The organism is Dongia sp., assembly GCF_041910485.1.
Lineage (GTDB): Bacteria > Pseudomonadota > Alphaproteobacteria > Dongiales > Dongiaceae > Dongia.
The window spans coordinates 38,843-53,375 of record NZ_JAYRQR010000026.1; the positions used below are offsets into that span (position 1 = coordinate 38,843).

Here is a 14,533-nt window from a genome sequence, read left to right on the forward strand (position 1 = left end):
GCAACCATGTCCGTTCTCGTCAATAAAAACACCAAAGTCATCTGTCAGGGCTTCACCGGCGCGCAAGGCACCTTCCACTCGGAGCAGGCCATCGCCTATGGCACCAAGATGGTGGGCGGCGTCACCCCGGGTAAGGGCGGCACCAAGCATCTCGACCTGCCCGTCTTCGACACGGTGGCCGAAGCGGTCGCCAAGACCGGCGCCAACGCCAGCGTCATCTATGTGCCGCCGCCCTTCGCGGCAGACGCGATCCTTGAGGCGATCGACGCCAAGATCGCGCTCGCCGTCTGCATCACCGAAGGCATTCCGGTCCTCGACATGGTGAAGGTGAAGCGCGCCCTCCAGGGTTCCGCAACCCGCCTCATCGGTCCGAACTGCCCCGGCATCATCACGCCGGAGGAGTGCAAGATCGGCATCATGCCGGGCCATATTCACCGGAAGGGCAAGATCGGCATCGTGTCGCGTTCCGGCACGCTGACCTATGAAGCCGTCGCCCAGACCACGGCGGCCGGCCTCGGCCAGACCACCTGCATCGGCATCGGTGGCGATCCCGTCAACGGCACCAACTTCGTCGACTGCCTGGACATGTTCCTGGCCGACGACGAAACCCAGGGCATCGTCATGATCGGCGAAATCGGCGGCAATGCCGAGGAAGACGCCGCCGCCTTCTACAAGGCGGCCAAGAAGAAAAAGCCCATCGTCGGCTTCATCGCCGGCGTCACGGCCCCTCCGGGCCGCCGCATGGGCCATGCCGGCGCCATCATCAGCGGTGGCAAGGGCGGTTCGGGCGACAAGATCGAGGCCATGAAGTCGGCCGGTTTCGTCGTGGCCGATTCCCCCGCGGCGCTTGGGTCCTCCATGCTGAAAGCGATGGGCAAGTAACGGTGACCGGCTCCCGGCACCGGGTTCGTCTTTCCGCCATAAATTACCCTGCCGGGTTCCGGGTTGATATCCCGGGACCCGGTTGCTATCTCCCCAAAGTCCTTCCCCGGCACAGTTCTGTGGGAAGCGGTAACCATTGGGTAACCATCCCATGCGCAAATGACGGCAGCGGGATTTGTCGGAGAAGCCGCCCCCGGGCCAACATGGCCACCGCCGGGCGATTTCCCCGACATATCCGCTCCAACTCCATCGACGGCCGCCTTCGGCCTGGCGCCATGCTAGACCTTTTGGTGGCTTGATCTCTTGCGGGCATCGGCCCAAACGGGTGAACCATGAACCAGCCAAATCCCAATCTCCAAGCGGTCCCCAACTTCCTTTCCGGCCCCAACGCGCCGTTCATCGAAGAGCTCTATGCCAAATATCTGACCGACCCCAATTCGGTCGATGAATCCTGGCAGAGCTTCTTTGCCGACCTGAAGGAAGAGGCCGCCGCGGCCTTGAAGGATCTCCACGGTGCTAGTTGGGCCCCGCGCGAGCGCGATATCGAAATCGGCAACGGTGTTGCCGAAGCGATCAATCTCACCACCAGCGATGCCGGCCGCCGCGCCTTCATCAGCAGCCATGTCGGTGCCGCCGAACAGCGCGCCGCCGCCCGCGATTCGCTGCGCGCCATCATGCTGGTCCGCGTCTACCGCGTGCGCGGCCATCTCGAGGCCAATCTCGATCCGCTGGAGCTCAAACCCCGCGCTCGCCATCCCGAACTCGACTACCGCACCCACGGCTTCAACGATGCCGATCTCGACCGCGAGATCTTCCTCGACGGCGCGATGGGCTTCGAGACGGCGACGCTCCGCCAACTCATCCACGCGCTGCGCCAGACCTATTGCGGCTCGATCGGCGTCGAGTACATGCACATCCAGGATTCCGACCAGCGCAAATGGCTGCAGCAGCGCATGGAAGGCAGCCGCAACCACCGCGACTTCACCGAACGCGGCAAGCAGGCCATCCTCGAGCGCCTCACCGAGGCGCAGATGTTCGAGAACTTCCTCGACAAGAAATATACCGGCACCAAGCGCTTCGGCCTTGATGGCGGCGAGACGCTCATTCCGGCGCTTGAACAGATCATCAAGCGCGGCAGCCAGCTTGGCCTCAAGGAAGTGGTGATCGGCATGGCGCATCGCGGGCGCCTCTCCGTGCTCGCCAACTTCATGAACAAGCCCTACGCCGCGATCTTCTCGGAATTCCAGGGCAACGCCTCGAACCCCGAGGACGTGCAGGGTTCCGCCGACGTCAAATACCATCTCGGCACCTCGGCCGACCGCGAGTTCGACGGCCGCACCGTGCATCTGTCGCTGACCGCCAACCCGTCGCATCTCGAATGCGTCAACACGGTCGTTCTCGGCAAGGTCCGCGCCAAGCAGGACCAGCGCAAGGACAAGACGCGCGAGCAGGTCATGGGCCTGCTGCTGCACGGCGATGCGGCCTTTGCCGGCCAGGGTCTGGTGCCGGAATGCCTCGATCTGTCGCAGCTCTTCGACTACGAAGTGGGCGGCACGATCCACTTCATCATCAACAACCAGATCGGCTTCACCACGAGCCCCACGGCCTCGCGCTCCGGGCCCTATTGCTCGGACATCGCCAAGGCCATTCAGGCGCCGATCTTCCACGTCAATGCCGACGACCCGGAAGCCGTGCTGCACGTCGCCCGGACCGCGATGGACTTCCGTCAGGAGTTCAAGCACGACGTCATCATCGACATGTTCTGCTATCGCCGCTATGGCCACAATGAAAGCGACGAGCCGGCCTTCACCCAGCCGCTGATGTACAAGAAGATCGCGACGCATCCGACGACGCGCACGATCTATGCCCAGCGCCTGGTCGAAGAAGGCAGCATGAGCCAGGACGAAGTCGACCGCATCATGAACGACTTCCAGGCGCGGCTCGATGCCGAGTTCGAGGCGTCGATGTCCTACAAGCCCAACAAGGCCGATTGGCTGGAAGGCGCCTGGGCGGGCCTCGGCACCGCGACGGCGGATGAACGCCGCGGCGACACGGCCGTCCCTGAGGACAAGCTGCAGTTGGTCGGCAAGGCGATGACGACGGTGCCCGGCACCTTCAACTTGAACCGCAAGATCGCCCGCCAGCTCGCCCAGAAGGAAGAGATGTTCAAATCGGGCGAAGGCATCGACTGGGCGACCGGCGAAGCCCTGGCCTTCGGCACGCTGCTCGACGAAGGTTTCGGCGTCCGCCTTTCCGGCCAGGATTGCAAGCGCGGCACCTTCAGCCAGCGCCACGCCGTCTTCACCGACCAGGAATCGGAAGAGGAATACACGCCCCTCAACCACATCCGCGACGGCCAGGCCTTTTTCGAAGTGATCAACTCGCCGCTTTCCGAAGCCGGCGTGCTCGGCTTCGATTACGGCTACAGCCTCGCCGAACCGAAGACCCTGGTCCTCTGGGAAGCGCAGTTCGGCGATTTCGCCAACGGCGCCCAGGTCATCATCGACCAGTTCATTTCCTCGGGCGAATCGAAATGGCTGCGCATGTCGGGCCTCGTCATGCTGCTGCCCCACGGCTATGAAGGCCAGGGTCCGGAGCACAGCTCGGCCCGGCTTGAGCGTTATCTGCAGCTCTGCGCCGAAGACAATATGCAGGTGGCGAACCTCACCACCCCGGCCAATTACTATCACGCGCTACGCCGGCAACTGCACCGGAGCTTCCGCAAGCCGCTCATCCTGATGACGCCGAAATCGCTGCTGCGTCACAAGCTGGCGGTTTCGAAGCTCGCCGAGTTCGGCCCCGGCACGACCTTCCACCGCCTGCTCTGGGACGACAACCCCAAGCTCCAGGACAAGAAGATCAAGCGCGTCGTGCTGTGCACCGGCAAGGTCTATTACGACCTCTTCGAGGAGCGCGAGAAGCGCGGGCTCGAGGATGTCTACATCATGCGCGTCGAGCAGCTCTATCCGTTCCCGGACAAGGCCCTTGCAGCCGAGCTGAAGCGTTTCCCCGGCGCCGAAATCGTCTGGTGCCAGGAAGAGCCCAAGAACATGGGCGCCTGGTTCTTCGTCTCGCCGGAAATCGACACAGTCATGGAAAGCCTGGAGACCAAACAGCGCCGCGTCCGCTATGTCGGCCGCCCGGCTTCGGCCTCGCCGGCCACCGGCCTCTACAAGCGACACATCAAGGAACAAGCCAAGCTGGTCGACGAAGCGCTCAGCCTCAGCTGAGCCCGGCCAACCAGCAAAGCAACATCATCGGCATTGGGAGAGAAAAGAATGTCAACACCGATCACGGTTCCAGCCTTGGGCGAATCGGTCAGCGAAGCGACCGTCGCCAAGTGGATGAAGAATATCGGCGACCCCGTGAAGAAGGACGAGGCGCTGGTCGAGCTGGAAACCGACAAGGTAACCGTCGAAGTCTTCGCCAGCGCGGCTGGCACGCTGGGTGAGATTTCGGCCCCGGCCGGCACCACCGTCAATGTCGGCACCGTGATCGGCTCGATCGTCACCGGTGGCGCTGCAGCTGCCCCGGCCGCCAAGCCCACGGTGGCCGCCGCCGCACCCGCGCCAGCCGTCAAGGCGGCTGCTGCTGCCCCTGCCGCCGACGACCGCCTGTCCCCGGCCGTGAAGAAGCTGGTCGATGAAAGCGGCGTCAACCCATCGGCCATTGCCGGCACCGGCAAGGATGGGCGCCTGACCAAGGGCGACGTGCTCGATCATCTGGAAAAGCAGAAGGCGGCACCCGCTGCTGCCCCGGCCGCCGCGCGCCCGGCGCCGGCCCCGGCTCCCGTCGTGCCGCATGTGCCGCGCAACCTCACCGAGCGCGAGGAACGCGTGCCGATGTCGCGCCTGCGCCGCCGCATCGCCGAACGCCTGAAGCAGGCCCAGAACAATGCCGCCATTCTCACCACCTTCAACGAGGTGGACATGACGGCCGTGATGGCGCTGCGCGACAAGTACAAGGACAGCTTCGAGAAGAAGCACAAGGTGAAGCTCGGCTTCATGTCCTTCTTCGTGAAGGCCTCGCTGCAGGCGCTCAAGGAAATTCCGGCCGTCAATGCCGAGATCGACGGCGACGACATCATCTACAAGAACCATTACGATGTCGGCGTCGCGGTCGGCACCGAGCAGGGCCTGGTCGTGCCGGTCCTCAGGAATGTCGATGCCTTGAGCTTCGCCGAGATCGAATCCTCCATCGCCGAGCTCGGCAAGCGCGCCCGCGACGGCAAGCTCTCCATCGAAGACCTGACCGGCGGCACCTTCACCATCTCGAACGGCGGCACCTATGGCTCGCTGATGTCGACGCCGATCATCAACCCGCCGCAATCCGGCATCCTTGGCATGCACAAGATCCAGCAGCGGCCGATGGTGGTCGATGGCAAGATCGAGGGGCGCCCGATGATGTATCTGGCGCTCTCTTACGATCACCGCATCATCGACGGGCGCGAGGCAGTGACCTTCCTGGTCCGCATCAAGGAATGCCTCGAAGATCCGCAGCGCCTGCTGATCGAGCTCTGACGCCAAATGGCCTTGGCCAAGAAGGCATCGGCCCGCAAAGCACCAGGCCCTAAGGCACTGGGGCGCAAGACCGGGAAAGGCAAAGCTGCCGCGAAGAGAACGCGGCAGCGCCTTCCCTATTACAACCAGACGACCGACTTTTCCTGTGGTGCCGCGTCGCTGCTGATGGCGATGAAGGGCCTCGACAGCTCGACCGATTTCGATCGCGTCCACGAGCTGCAGGTCTGGCGCGAAGCCAACACGGTCTATATGGGGGCAGGCCATGCCGGCTCGTCACCCTATGGCATCGCCCTTGCCGCCTGGCGGCGCGGGTTTCTGCCGGAAATCTGGCTCAGCCACAAAGGCGCCGTTCTGCTCGACTATCAGAAGAAGCCGGAATGGCGGAAAGCGGGCAAGCTGGTGCAGGAGACGGACGAAGCCTCCGTCCGCGAACTGGGCCTGCCCATCACCGTCCGCAAATGGGATATCGCCGACCTTGCCAAGGCACGGGCCGAAGGCGCCATTCCGATCGTGCTGGTGTCGACCAAGGCCTTTCATGGCGACAACACACCGCATTGGCTGGTCTTTGCCGATTGCGACGACAAGCACGTCTACCTCAACGATCCGTGGATTTCGCGCAACAAGGGGCAGACAGCCCGGTCGCAGACCGGCCGCGCTGCCACCCATGCGTCATTCATGGAGATGGCGAAGTATGGACCTCGCCAGGAACGCGCGGTGATCCTGATCCGCGCCCAGCAATTCTGACAACCCAACAGATCTGATATTGGCGGGCCGCGCGGCCCGAAAGGGAGTGAGTATCATGGCCGAAGAAACATTCGATGTCGTCGTCATCGGCGGTGGGCCGGGCGGCTATGTCTGCGCCATCAAGGCGGCGCAACTGGGTCTCAAGGTCGCCTGTGTTGAAAAGCGCGGCGTGCTCGGCGGGACCTGCCTCAATGTCGGCTGCATTCCGTCGAAGGCGCTCCTCGCCTCGTCCGAGAAGTTCGAGGAGGCCGCTCATCACCTAGCCGCCCACGGCGTCGAGGTGAAAGGCGTCTCGCTCGACCTGAAGACCATGTTGGCCCGCAAGGACAAGGTGGTGGGCGATCTCACCAAGGGCATCGAATTTCTCTTCAAGAAGAACAAGGTCACCTACCTCAAAGGCAGCGGCGCGCTGCTGGGCGGCGGCAAGGTGCAGGTGACGGGCGAGGCCAATCAGACGGTCGTTGCGAAGAACATCGTCATTGCGACGGGTTCGGACTCGACGCCCCTTCCCGGCCTCACCATCGACGAGAAGAAGATCGTCACCTCGACCGGCGCGCTGACCCTGGAAAAGGTGCCCGAGCACATGGTCGTCATCGGCGGCGGCGTCATCGGTCTGGAACTCGGCTCCGTCTGGCGGCGCCTCGGTGCCAAAGTGACGGTCATCGAGTTTCTCGATCGCATCATCCCGACGACGGACGGCGAGATCGCGACCCAGTTCCAGAAGATCCTCGCCAAGCAGGGGATCGAGTTCCGCCTCGGCCAGAAAGTGACCGGCGCGAAATCGAAAGGCGCCAAGATCGATCTTTCCGTCGAGCCCGCGAAAGGTGGCACGGCGGAAACCGTCACTGCCGACGTGGTCCTGGTTTCGGTCGGCCGCCGCCCCTATACCGAAGGCCTCGGCCTCGACAAAGCCGGCGTGAAGCTGGACGAGCGCGGCCGCGTCGCGGTCGATCATCACTTCCAGACCAATGTCCCCGGCATCTATGCGATCGGCGACGTGATCGTCGGCCCGATGCTCGCCCACAAGGCCGAGGAAGAAGGCGTGGCGATCGCCGAAACGCTCGCTGGGCAGAGGGGCCATATCAATTACGAGACCTGCCCCAGCATCGTCTACACCAACCCGGAACTGGCCTCGGTCGGCAAGACAGAGGAAGAACTGAAGGCGGCAGGCATCGCCTACAAGGTCGGCAAGTTCCCCTTCACGGTGAATTCGCGTGCCAAGGCGGCGGGCGAAACCGACGGTCAGGTCAAGCTGCTGGCCGACGCCAAGAGCGACCGCCTGCTCGGCGCCCACATTCTGGGGCCGGGTGCCGGCACGCTCATCCATGAATGCGTCATGGCGATGGAATTCCAGGGCTCGTCTGAGGATGTGGCGCGGGCCTTCCACGGCCATCCAACCCATAACGAAGCCATCAAGGAAGCGGCGATGGCGATCACCATGAAGCCTATCCACATGTAAACAGCTTGCTATCTCGCGCGCCGGCTTTCAGCCGGCGTGCAGATGGCGTTTCAGGAAAGCGCCCCAGGGTGTCAGCGCTCTGCCGTCCGATTTGCGCAAAGTCGGGCCATAGTCGACGTTCCAGCACCAGCCGGTATAGGACAGTTTGTTGGCATCGAGCAGCGCCGCAAAGGGCTCGCCGAAGCCCTTGGCCGTGCCGCCCCAATGTTCCTTGGCGCCGGGCTCGAAGCCCCATTCGGTGACAACGATCGTCTGCTCCTCCGCCAACTTTTCGACGGTAGCCGCATAGGCGCGGAAATCGGCGCTGGGATAGGCATGCCAGACATAAGCCGTGTTCGGATCCGGCAGCGGATAGTCGGCAATGCCGTCGAGCGCGAAGGCCCATTGCGAACCGGCCGCCAGGATGACATTGCGGTTCCCCTGTCCGCGGATGAGATGCGTCAATTGCTGCCAGATCGGTGCCAACTTCCGCCAGCGTTCGGCGGCACCGCGCATGTTCTCATCGGCAGACGAGACGGGCTCGTTCCACAGTTCAAAAAGGATATCGTCGTCCTTGAACGTGGCGGCGACGGCGCGCCAGAAATCCAGCGCCAGGCTGAGACGCGTGTCGTACCAATCCGTCGTATTCGTATCGCCGTCGACGAACACATTCTGTCGATAGCCGTCCGGCCAGCCGATGGCGTGATAGTCGATGATGACATAGAGTCCGGCCGCACGGGCCCACTCGACATGCTGGGTCAGGCGTGCCAATGCCCCCACGGAATCGTCGCGCCAAAAGCCGGGGTGGATCGAGAGGCGAACAATGTTCGCGTGCCAATCGCCGGCAATCTCGGGATAGGGATTCTGATCCGCCGGCAGATCGCCGACATCGCCCATGGCGATCCCCTTAAGGCGCACGACGCTGCCATGATCGACGAAGAACCGCCCCTTCACGTCGATGGCTGACGCCGGGAAACTTGTCGCAAGGATCAGAAGGAGCCCGATTGAAAGGCAGTGGAACAGAGCGTTGATCATGGCTGCTTCCCTCTCCTTTCCAATCTTGCTCAGACCGTCTTGTCGCCGGCCTCCGCCGTCTCGTGCGGCAGGATCAGCGATGCCAACATGCCGCCTTCCACCCGCCGCTCCAATGACAATGAACCGCCCATGCACTCGGCAAGCCGCTTCGACAAAGGCAGGCCGATACCGAAGCCGCCTTGAAACTGTGTCAGAATCTGCGCCCGTTGTCCAAACGGGACGAAGACACCGCCCAGATCTTCTTCCGATATGCCGATGCCGTCATCTTCGACCGTGAAAAGGATCTGCGTATCATTGATGAGCCGGGCACCGAGGCGGACATGCCCGTTGGCTTTGCTGTAACGCACCGCATTGTCCACCAAATTGCGCAGGATCTGGCGCAGGCACTTGGCATCAACGACAATATAGGGAAGTTCCTGCACGACCTCGATATCCAAGACAACCTTGGCCGCTTCAGCCACAGGTCTCAGCTCGCGCACAATGGCCGACAGGATGTCGCGCGGATCTGCCAAGTCAGGGTGGAGAACCAGCTTGCCGCTGTCGACCCGGACATATTCAAGAATGTTGTCGATGCCTTTCAGCAGACCCTTGCCGGATTCCAGAATGTCGCCAGCATAGCGGACATACCGACGATCGCCGATGGGGCCCAGCCGCTCACCTTCGATCATCTCCGAAAAGCCGATGATGGCATTGAGCGGTGTCTTCAGATGATGACTCATGGACGTGAACAGCTTGGTCTTGGCATCAGCCGCAGCGCTCAGGGAGGCAACCTGCGCTGCCATCTTCAACCCATCCCGATGAGCTCGGTCCAGGCTGCGCGCCCCCATCACAACAGCCATCAGCAGGCCGGCATAGCCGAGCCCGACGACGACGACGGTCAGGGTCATTTCAAGAAAGATCTCATTCTTGAAGGATTGCATCCGGTCGGTGACGTCGGAGTAAATCTCGAAAAGCCCCAGGAACGTCTTTCGCTCCCTATCCGCAAAAATCGGCACATAGCTGGCGACGACATGACGATCTGATCGCATGCCTTCCAAAGTCGCCATATTGCGCCGGAACGTCAAATCGCTCTTGGTGGTTTTCTCGCGCATCGCCCAGGCAAAGGCGTTGTCCTCGTCGTCCCCCTCCTCGCCTTCCTCATCGGCCGCGGTCGAATAGATGAGATGCCCGGTCTCGTCGAACAGCTTCACCTTGAGCAGCTTGGAGCTTTGCGCCAACTCCCCGAAGGCCGTGTTGAACACCGTTTGCACACCGCGCATCGCCTTGGGGTCAGGGGCATGGTCATGACTGAGAAGAACGGTCACAATATCGTCGCGCACCATCAGCACGAGGCTGTGCGCCATGCTTTCATTATATGCTTCCGCCGTATGCCGGATGTCTTCGCTTTCCGTGCGATAGCGGATAGGCGCTACAAGCAGTGCTGAAAACAGCATGACGATGGCGCTGACGACAGCGACCCGGCGGACGAATTTGAGGCTTTGAGCACGCGAATGGGGCAAGATGTCTCTCCATCTGCACCCTAACCTTCACAAGATTAACGACCGGTTAGGCGATATCTTGGCTGTCTTGGCTCAATTCTCCAACGGCAGATACATCCAGTCCAGGTCGGCGACCATCTTCCCACCGATGGCCAGATAGAAATCGCGCGCCAGTTCATTGGGACGATATACCGCCCACAGCAATTGACCTGCACCTTTCTGCCGTGCTTCAGCGGCTGCCCGCTGCATCAGCAGGCGGCCAGCCCCGCTCCTGCGCACGTGCGCCCGGACCCAAAGATCGATGACGATCTCGATGCGCATGCCTTGATCGACGTCGTAATTGGGCGCCATCAGGATATAGCCTAGGGCCATGCCGTCGCGTTCCGCAATAAAGCCGCGGAAGGCCTGGTGTGGGCCGAAGCCGTCACGCAGGTATTTCTCGGCCGTGAAATTGTGCTGCCAATTGTCGCCGAGATTGCGGAGATAGGCACCGAACTCCAGCACCATTTCCTGCACGATATCGACATCGGCGACCGTCAGAGGCCGCACACTCGTCATTGGCGCAGTCCGGCAAACTTGTCGCGCGGCACCGCATCCCAATCTGCCGCATGGCCAGCGCCCGAAAATAGATCGTGTGACAAGATATCGAGATCCTTCTGCCAGGCCGCCACGGCATCACAGGGCGGATTGCGATCGGCACCTTGGCAGAGGAACGGTTCGCCCGCAGCATTGAGGCCGACCACATGGCCGGGCAGCGGCCGCAGGGCCAGACCCGCCGGTGGGGCGGCAAGATCCGCGATCGCCTTATGCTCGGCGCCCACCAGATCAAGAAGCAATGAAGGCAACCGGTACATGGGCAGGGCTCCCAGGCGCAGCGGCCCCTTTTCACCGTCGATGACGACAAGCGGCGTCTCGGTGCTCTTGGCCTGGACCGGCGGCGAGACATGATCGTCGGCACCGCCCAGAAAGCCCGACTCCGCATAGCCGGCCAAATTCTGGCCAAGAAGCGGCAGATGGTCGCCGAAGACGACGATGACCGAATCCGGATCCTCGCGGCGCCAGCGCTCGATCGCGTCCATCATCTCGCGCGACTTCCAATGTACGACGCTGACATAGCGGTTCACTTCATCGACATGGCTGGCCGAGCCCGCGATGAGCGGGCGCTTGGCGTCGACATCATACATCCAGTGACCGTAATAGGTCACTGTGTAGTCGAAGACCGGGCGCGGATCGTCGCTTGCCTTCAGCTTCCCGGCGACCTGCCGGTGCAGCGACGCGTCCGACAGAAAGATCGATGTCATGTCGTCCTGAACGAAGTCACCGATCGACCAGAAGGTTTCGAAGCCCAACCGGTCATAGCTTGCTTGCCTGTTCCAGAAACCGGGCGTGTTGGGATGGCTTGCGACCGTCCGGTAGCCGCTCTCGGCCAGCACACGCGGCAGGCAGGGGAGATCGTCATTGAGCGGCTGCTCGAAACGCACGGCCCCTTGCGCCAGCGGAAAGCCGCACAGCACTTCGAACTCGGCATTGGCGGTCTGACCGCCGAAGGCCGGCGACATGGCGGTCGAGCGGCCGGCCGCACCCCACAGCGCCACGAAGCGTGGGTCGAGCGGCGATTGCGTCAACCCCGTGGCGGTCAGCGGCGACGGGTCCCAGAAGCTCTCCTCCAGCACGACATGAAGATTGCGGCGATGCCCGGCGCGGGGCGCCACGTCTGCGGCGGCGAGACGCCGGTCGATCGCTTCCTTCACCGCATCCGCCTTGGGTGCTGGTGTGGCCAGCGCCACGACCCGCACCAATTCTTGCAGCATGTGGATGGTGCCGCCGCGCCAGACGAAATTCTCGCGCTGGTCCCAGGGCTTGTCGCCCCAGAAATGATCCATCCAGTCGACCAGCCCGATCGACCCCGCGCCGGCACTGAGGAAGAGGCCGGTCGCGGTCGCCAGGACCGCCCGACGCAGGCGCCCTTCGAATTTGAGATTGCCGAAGAAGAGCACCAGGATGAGAAGGCACGGAATGCCGGCGACCAGCCAGCCGAGCGGCCCCATCAGGCGGATGAACGCATCGAGACTGTAGATATCTTCCGGCATCAGGGGCCGGCCGGTCATCGCGTTCTTCGCGGCACTCCCGAGATAGAGGGTCGCGACGAGGAGACCCTGCAGCATGAGGAAAAGGCTCACCCGCCGCGACAGGGCAAAGAGCAGCAGCGAGAGGAGGAGCAGCGCCAGAAGATCAGCCGGCACACGGCGCGGCACGATGGCGACATTGAAGAAGTGGGACGAAGCGAGATAGGCCAGGGCGTAATAGACAGAGGTCGAAAGCACCGGCAGAAGCCAGGGATGACGCGCGAGCTGGGCCTTCATTGCAGGCTGGCCGCGACCGGATGGCGGTGCCGTTCCAGGAGCGTCAGCGCATGCCCGGCGCCGTCGAAGATATCGCGCGCCACCAGCTTCACATCCTCAAGCCAGGCCGCGGCAGTCGCACAATCGCCGCTCACGACACCGGGGTTGCAGAGGAAGGGCATATTGGCCGCGTCATAGCCGATGATCGTGTCGGGGACCGGGCGCACGGTGATCCTTTCCGGCGGCGGCACCAGCGCGCCGATATTCGGCGCGTCGATGCCGAGCCGATCGAGGACCAGCTGGTTGAGACGGTAGAGCGGCTGCGAGCCCAGCTTCAGGGGACCGTTCTCGCCATCGATGACAATGAGCGGCGTGGTGCGCGAACGGGCATACATGGCCGGCGAGAAATCGCCCCATCCGCCCTTGAAGAAGTCGTTATTCTTATATTCGCCCCAATTGTAGCCCAGATTGGGAAGATGATCGCCGAAGGCGATGATGAGTGAATCCGGATCCTCGCGCCGCAGCCGTTCGATCTCGTCCATGAGTTCGATCGACTTGTAATGCATCGCCGTCGCATATTGGCCGAGCTCCGTCTGTTCCGGATTGACCGGCACCACGGCGGGCCGTTCCGGCACCATGTCATAGGTCCAGTGGCCATAGAGCGTCACGATGAAGTCGAGCACCGGGCGCGGGTCGGCGGCCTTCTCCGCCGCGATCTTCTCGGCCACCTGCCGGTAGAGCGAGCGGTCGGAAAGCATCCAGACGATCATCTCGTCCATCTTGAAATCGCCCTGCGACCAGAAGGTCTCGAACCCCAAGCGCCGATAGGCGTTGATGCGGTTCCAGAAGCCCGGCGCATTGGGATGACTTGCCACCGTCCGATAGCCTTCTTCCCCCAGCAAGGAGGGCAGGCACGGCGCGGTATTGAACCCCTGTTCGAACTTCACCGCCCAGCTGTCGATCGGGAAGCCGCACAGCACTTCGAACTCGGCATTCGCGGTGCCGCCGCTGAAGGTGGGGGACATGGCGGTGGAGCGCCCCGTCTCGTCCCACAGCTTGGTGAAGCGCGGATCGAGGAGCGGCTTGCCGTCGAGGGTCGGATGGTCCTTGGGCAGAAGCGGCGTCGGATCCCAGAAGCTTTCCAGCAGCAGGATATGCACATTGCGCGGCTTCGAGTTGCCAAGGCCGGCCGGGGTGACATTCGCATCCAGATAGGCGGTGCTGGGCTGGTCCCCGGCTTCGCTGTCGATCCGGTCGAGTGCGGCAGCCACCTCCGTCTCGCTGGGGGCGGGCTTGCGCGTTGCGAAGGCGCGCAACGTCTCCTGGAGGATGTGGAAGGTGGGCCCGCGCATGGTGAAATTCTCGCGCTGGTCCCAGGGATGGTTGCCGACCAGGATGTCGGCACCGCGCAGGGCCTGCTCGCTGATGGCACCGATTCCGATCGGCAAGGCGACCAGGGTCGCGAACGAAGCCTTGGCCGCACGCCCGCGGAACTTCAGATTGCCGATGAAGAGCCCCGCCATCACCATGAGCGGCAACGCCACGACGATCCAGCCTGCCCACCCCATGATGCGCACCAGCGCCACCACGCTGTAGATGTCGTCCGGCATGACCGGCCGGCCCAGCATGGCGATCTTGGCACTGGAACCGATGAAAAAAGCGGCGATGAGCAGGCTCATCAGGGCGGCAAACGCCCAGACCTTGCGCGAGAAGGTGAGGACCAGGCGCGCCAGGAGCACGAGCAGGGCCAGGTCGATGAGTGCCCGGTGCGGTTCCACCCAGACGCCGAAGGCAAGACCGGACACCAAATAGGAAACCAGATAGGCGGGGGCGACCACCATCAGCGGCAATTGCCAGCGATGCTTCAAATGCGCGCGCACGGCGCCCCAGTTCTTTCCCGCCCACATCATTTCTGTCCGGCCGCCCGTCGCCTTTTGCTGCGCGCCGGGTCCCCTGCCGGCGGGCAAGCGTTTCTAGACGAATTTAACAAAAGAGTCTTGGTTCGGCGCCGATTTCAGTCACAAAAGTACGTGATCGAACGGCGACCACGCGCGGGCGCCTGGCTTGGCAAAGACGGCTGGTCTGATTGCGGCG

Annotated in this window: 10 protein-coding genes; 5 read left to right on the forward strand and 5 right to left on the reverse strand. The window is 62.9% G+C overall.

Going from position 1 to position 14,533, the window contains the following annotated elements:
- Nucleotides 1-6 precede the first annotated feature (6 nt).
- The 5 genes from sucD to lpdA all read left to right on the forward strand — a co-directional run bounded on the left by sucD (nucleotide 7) and on the right by lpdA (nucleotide 7,605).
- Nucleotides 7-882, forward strand: coding sequence for a succinate--CoA ligase subunit alpha (gene sucD / locus ACE3PP_RS07650; protein WP_374380033.1), 876 nt, complete (start codon nucleotides 7-9; stop codon nucleotides 880-882).
- 332 nt (nucleotides 883-1,214) lie between these two features.
- Nucleotides 1,215-4,112, forward strand: coding sequence for a 2-oxoglutarate dehydrogenase E1 component (locus ACE3PP_RS07655; protein ID WP_374380035.1), 2,898 nt, complete (start codon nucleotides 1,215-1,217; stop codon nucleotides 4,110-4,112).
- A 48-nt stretch (nucleotides 4,113-4,160) separates the two neighbouring features.
- On the forward strand, nucleotides 4,161-5,402 hold the full coding sequence (gene odhB, locus ACE3PP_RS07660; RefSeq protein ID WP_374380038.1) for a 2-oxoglutarate dehydrogenase complex dihydrolipoyllysine-residue succinyltransferase: 1,242 nt from the start codon (nucleotides 4,161-4,163) through the stop codon (nucleotides 5,400-5,402).
- Nucleotides 5,403-5,408: 6 nt separating this feature from the next.
- On the forward strand, nucleotides 5,409-6,146 hold the full coding sequence (locus ACE3PP_RS07665) for a peptidase C39 family protein (RefSeq protein ID WP_374380041.1): 738 nt from the start codon (nucleotides 5,409-5,411) through the stop codon (nucleotides 6,144-6,146).
- A gap of 55 nt (nucleotides 6,147-6,201) precedes the next feature.
- On the forward strand, nucleotides 6,202-7,605 hold the full coding sequence (gene lpdA / locus ACE3PP_RS07670; protein ID WP_374380044.1) for a dihydrolipoyl dehydrogenase: 1,404 nt from the start codon (nucleotides 6,202-6,204) through the stop codon (nucleotides 7,603-7,605).
- A 27-nt stretch (nucleotides 7,606-7,632) separates the two neighbouring features.
- On the opposite strand, the gene ACE3PP_RS07675 is transcribed toward lpdA, so the two are convergent.
- The 5 genes from ACE3PP_RS07675 to ACE3PP_RS07695 form a co-directional block, all read right to left on the reverse strand.
- Entirely contained in the window at nucleotides 7,633-8,619 is a 987-nt protein-coding gene (locus ACE3PP_RS07675; protein ID WP_374380047.1) for a glycoside hydrolase family 5 protein, read from the reverse strand.
- Nucleotides 8,620-8,648: 29 nt separating this feature from the next.
- Nucleotides 8,649-10,118, reverse strand: coding sequence for a sensor histidine kinase (locus tag ACE3PP_RS07680; protein WP_374380050.1), 1,470 nt, complete (start codon nucleotides 10,116-10,118; stop codon nucleotides 8,649-8,651).
- A gap of 72 nt (nucleotides 10,119-10,190) precedes the next feature.
- Nucleotides 10,191-10,655, reverse strand: a complete 465-nt coding sequence (locus ACE3PP_RS07685) for an N-acetyltransferase family protein (RefSeq protein WP_374380053.1) — start codon at nucleotides 10,653-10,655, stop codon at nucleotides 10,191-10,193.
- A complete protein-coding gene (locus tag ACE3PP_RS07690) occupies nucleotides 10,652-12,460 on the reverse strand; it encodes an LTA synthase family protein (protein ID WP_374380056.1) in 1,809 nt (602 codons plus the stop codon). The genes ACE3PP_RS07685 and ACE3PP_RS07690 overlap by 4 nt, the downstream gene beginning before the upstream one ends.
- Nucleotides 12,457-14,349: an LTA synthase family protein gene (locus ACE3PP_RS07695; protein ID WP_374380058.1), complete on the reverse strand. Its 1,893-nt coding sequence runs from the start codon at nucleotides 14,347-14,349 to the stop codon at nucleotides 12,457-12,459. The genes ACE3PP_RS07690 and ACE3PP_RS07695 overlap by 4 nt, the downstream gene beginning before the upstream one ends.
- Between the last annotated feature and the right edge of the window lie 184 nt (nucleotides 14,350-14,533).

What these genes read in the sequence shown, in the direction of transcription:
- ACE3PP_RS07675 (WP_374380047.1), bottom strand. Translation starts at nt 8,619, where the DNA reads ATGATCAACGCTCTGTTCCACTGCCTTTCAATCGGGCTCCTTCTGATC.
- sucD (WP_374380033.1), top strand. Translation starts at nt 7, where the DNA reads ATGTCCGTTCTCGTCAATAAAAACACCAAAGTCATCTGTCAGGGCTTC.
- odhB (WP_374380038.1), top strand. Translation starts at nt 4,161, where the DNA reads ATGTCAACACCGATCACGGTTCCAGCCTTGGGCGAATCGGTCAGCGAA.
- lpdA (WP_374380044.1), top strand. Translation starts at nt 6,202, where the DNA reads ATGGCCGAAGAAACATTCGATGTCGTCGTCATCGGCGGTGGGCCGGGC.
- ACE3PP_RS07695 (WP_374380058.1), bottom strand. Translation starts at nt 14,349, where the DNA reads ATGATGTGGGCGGGAAAGAACTGGGGCGCCGTGCGCGCGCATTTGAAG.
- ACE3PP_RS07655 (WP_374380035.1), top strand. Translation starts at nt 1,215, where the DNA reads ATGAACCAGCCAAATCCCAATCTCCAAGCGGTCCCCAACTTCCTTTCC.
- ACE3PP_RS07685 (WP_374380053.1), bottom strand. Translation starts at nt 10,655, where the DNA reads ATGACGAGTGTGCGGCCTCTGACGGTCGCCGATGTCGATATCGTGCAG.
- ACE3PP_RS07690 (WP_374380056.1), bottom strand. Translation starts at nt 12,460, where the DNA reads ATGAAGGCCCAGCTCGCGCGTCATCCCTGGCTTCTGCCGGTGCTTTCG.
- ACE3PP_RS07665 (WP_374380041.1), top strand. Translation starts at nt 5,409, where the DNA reads ATGGCCTTGGCCAAGAAGGCATCGGCCCGCAAAGCACCAGGCCCTAAG.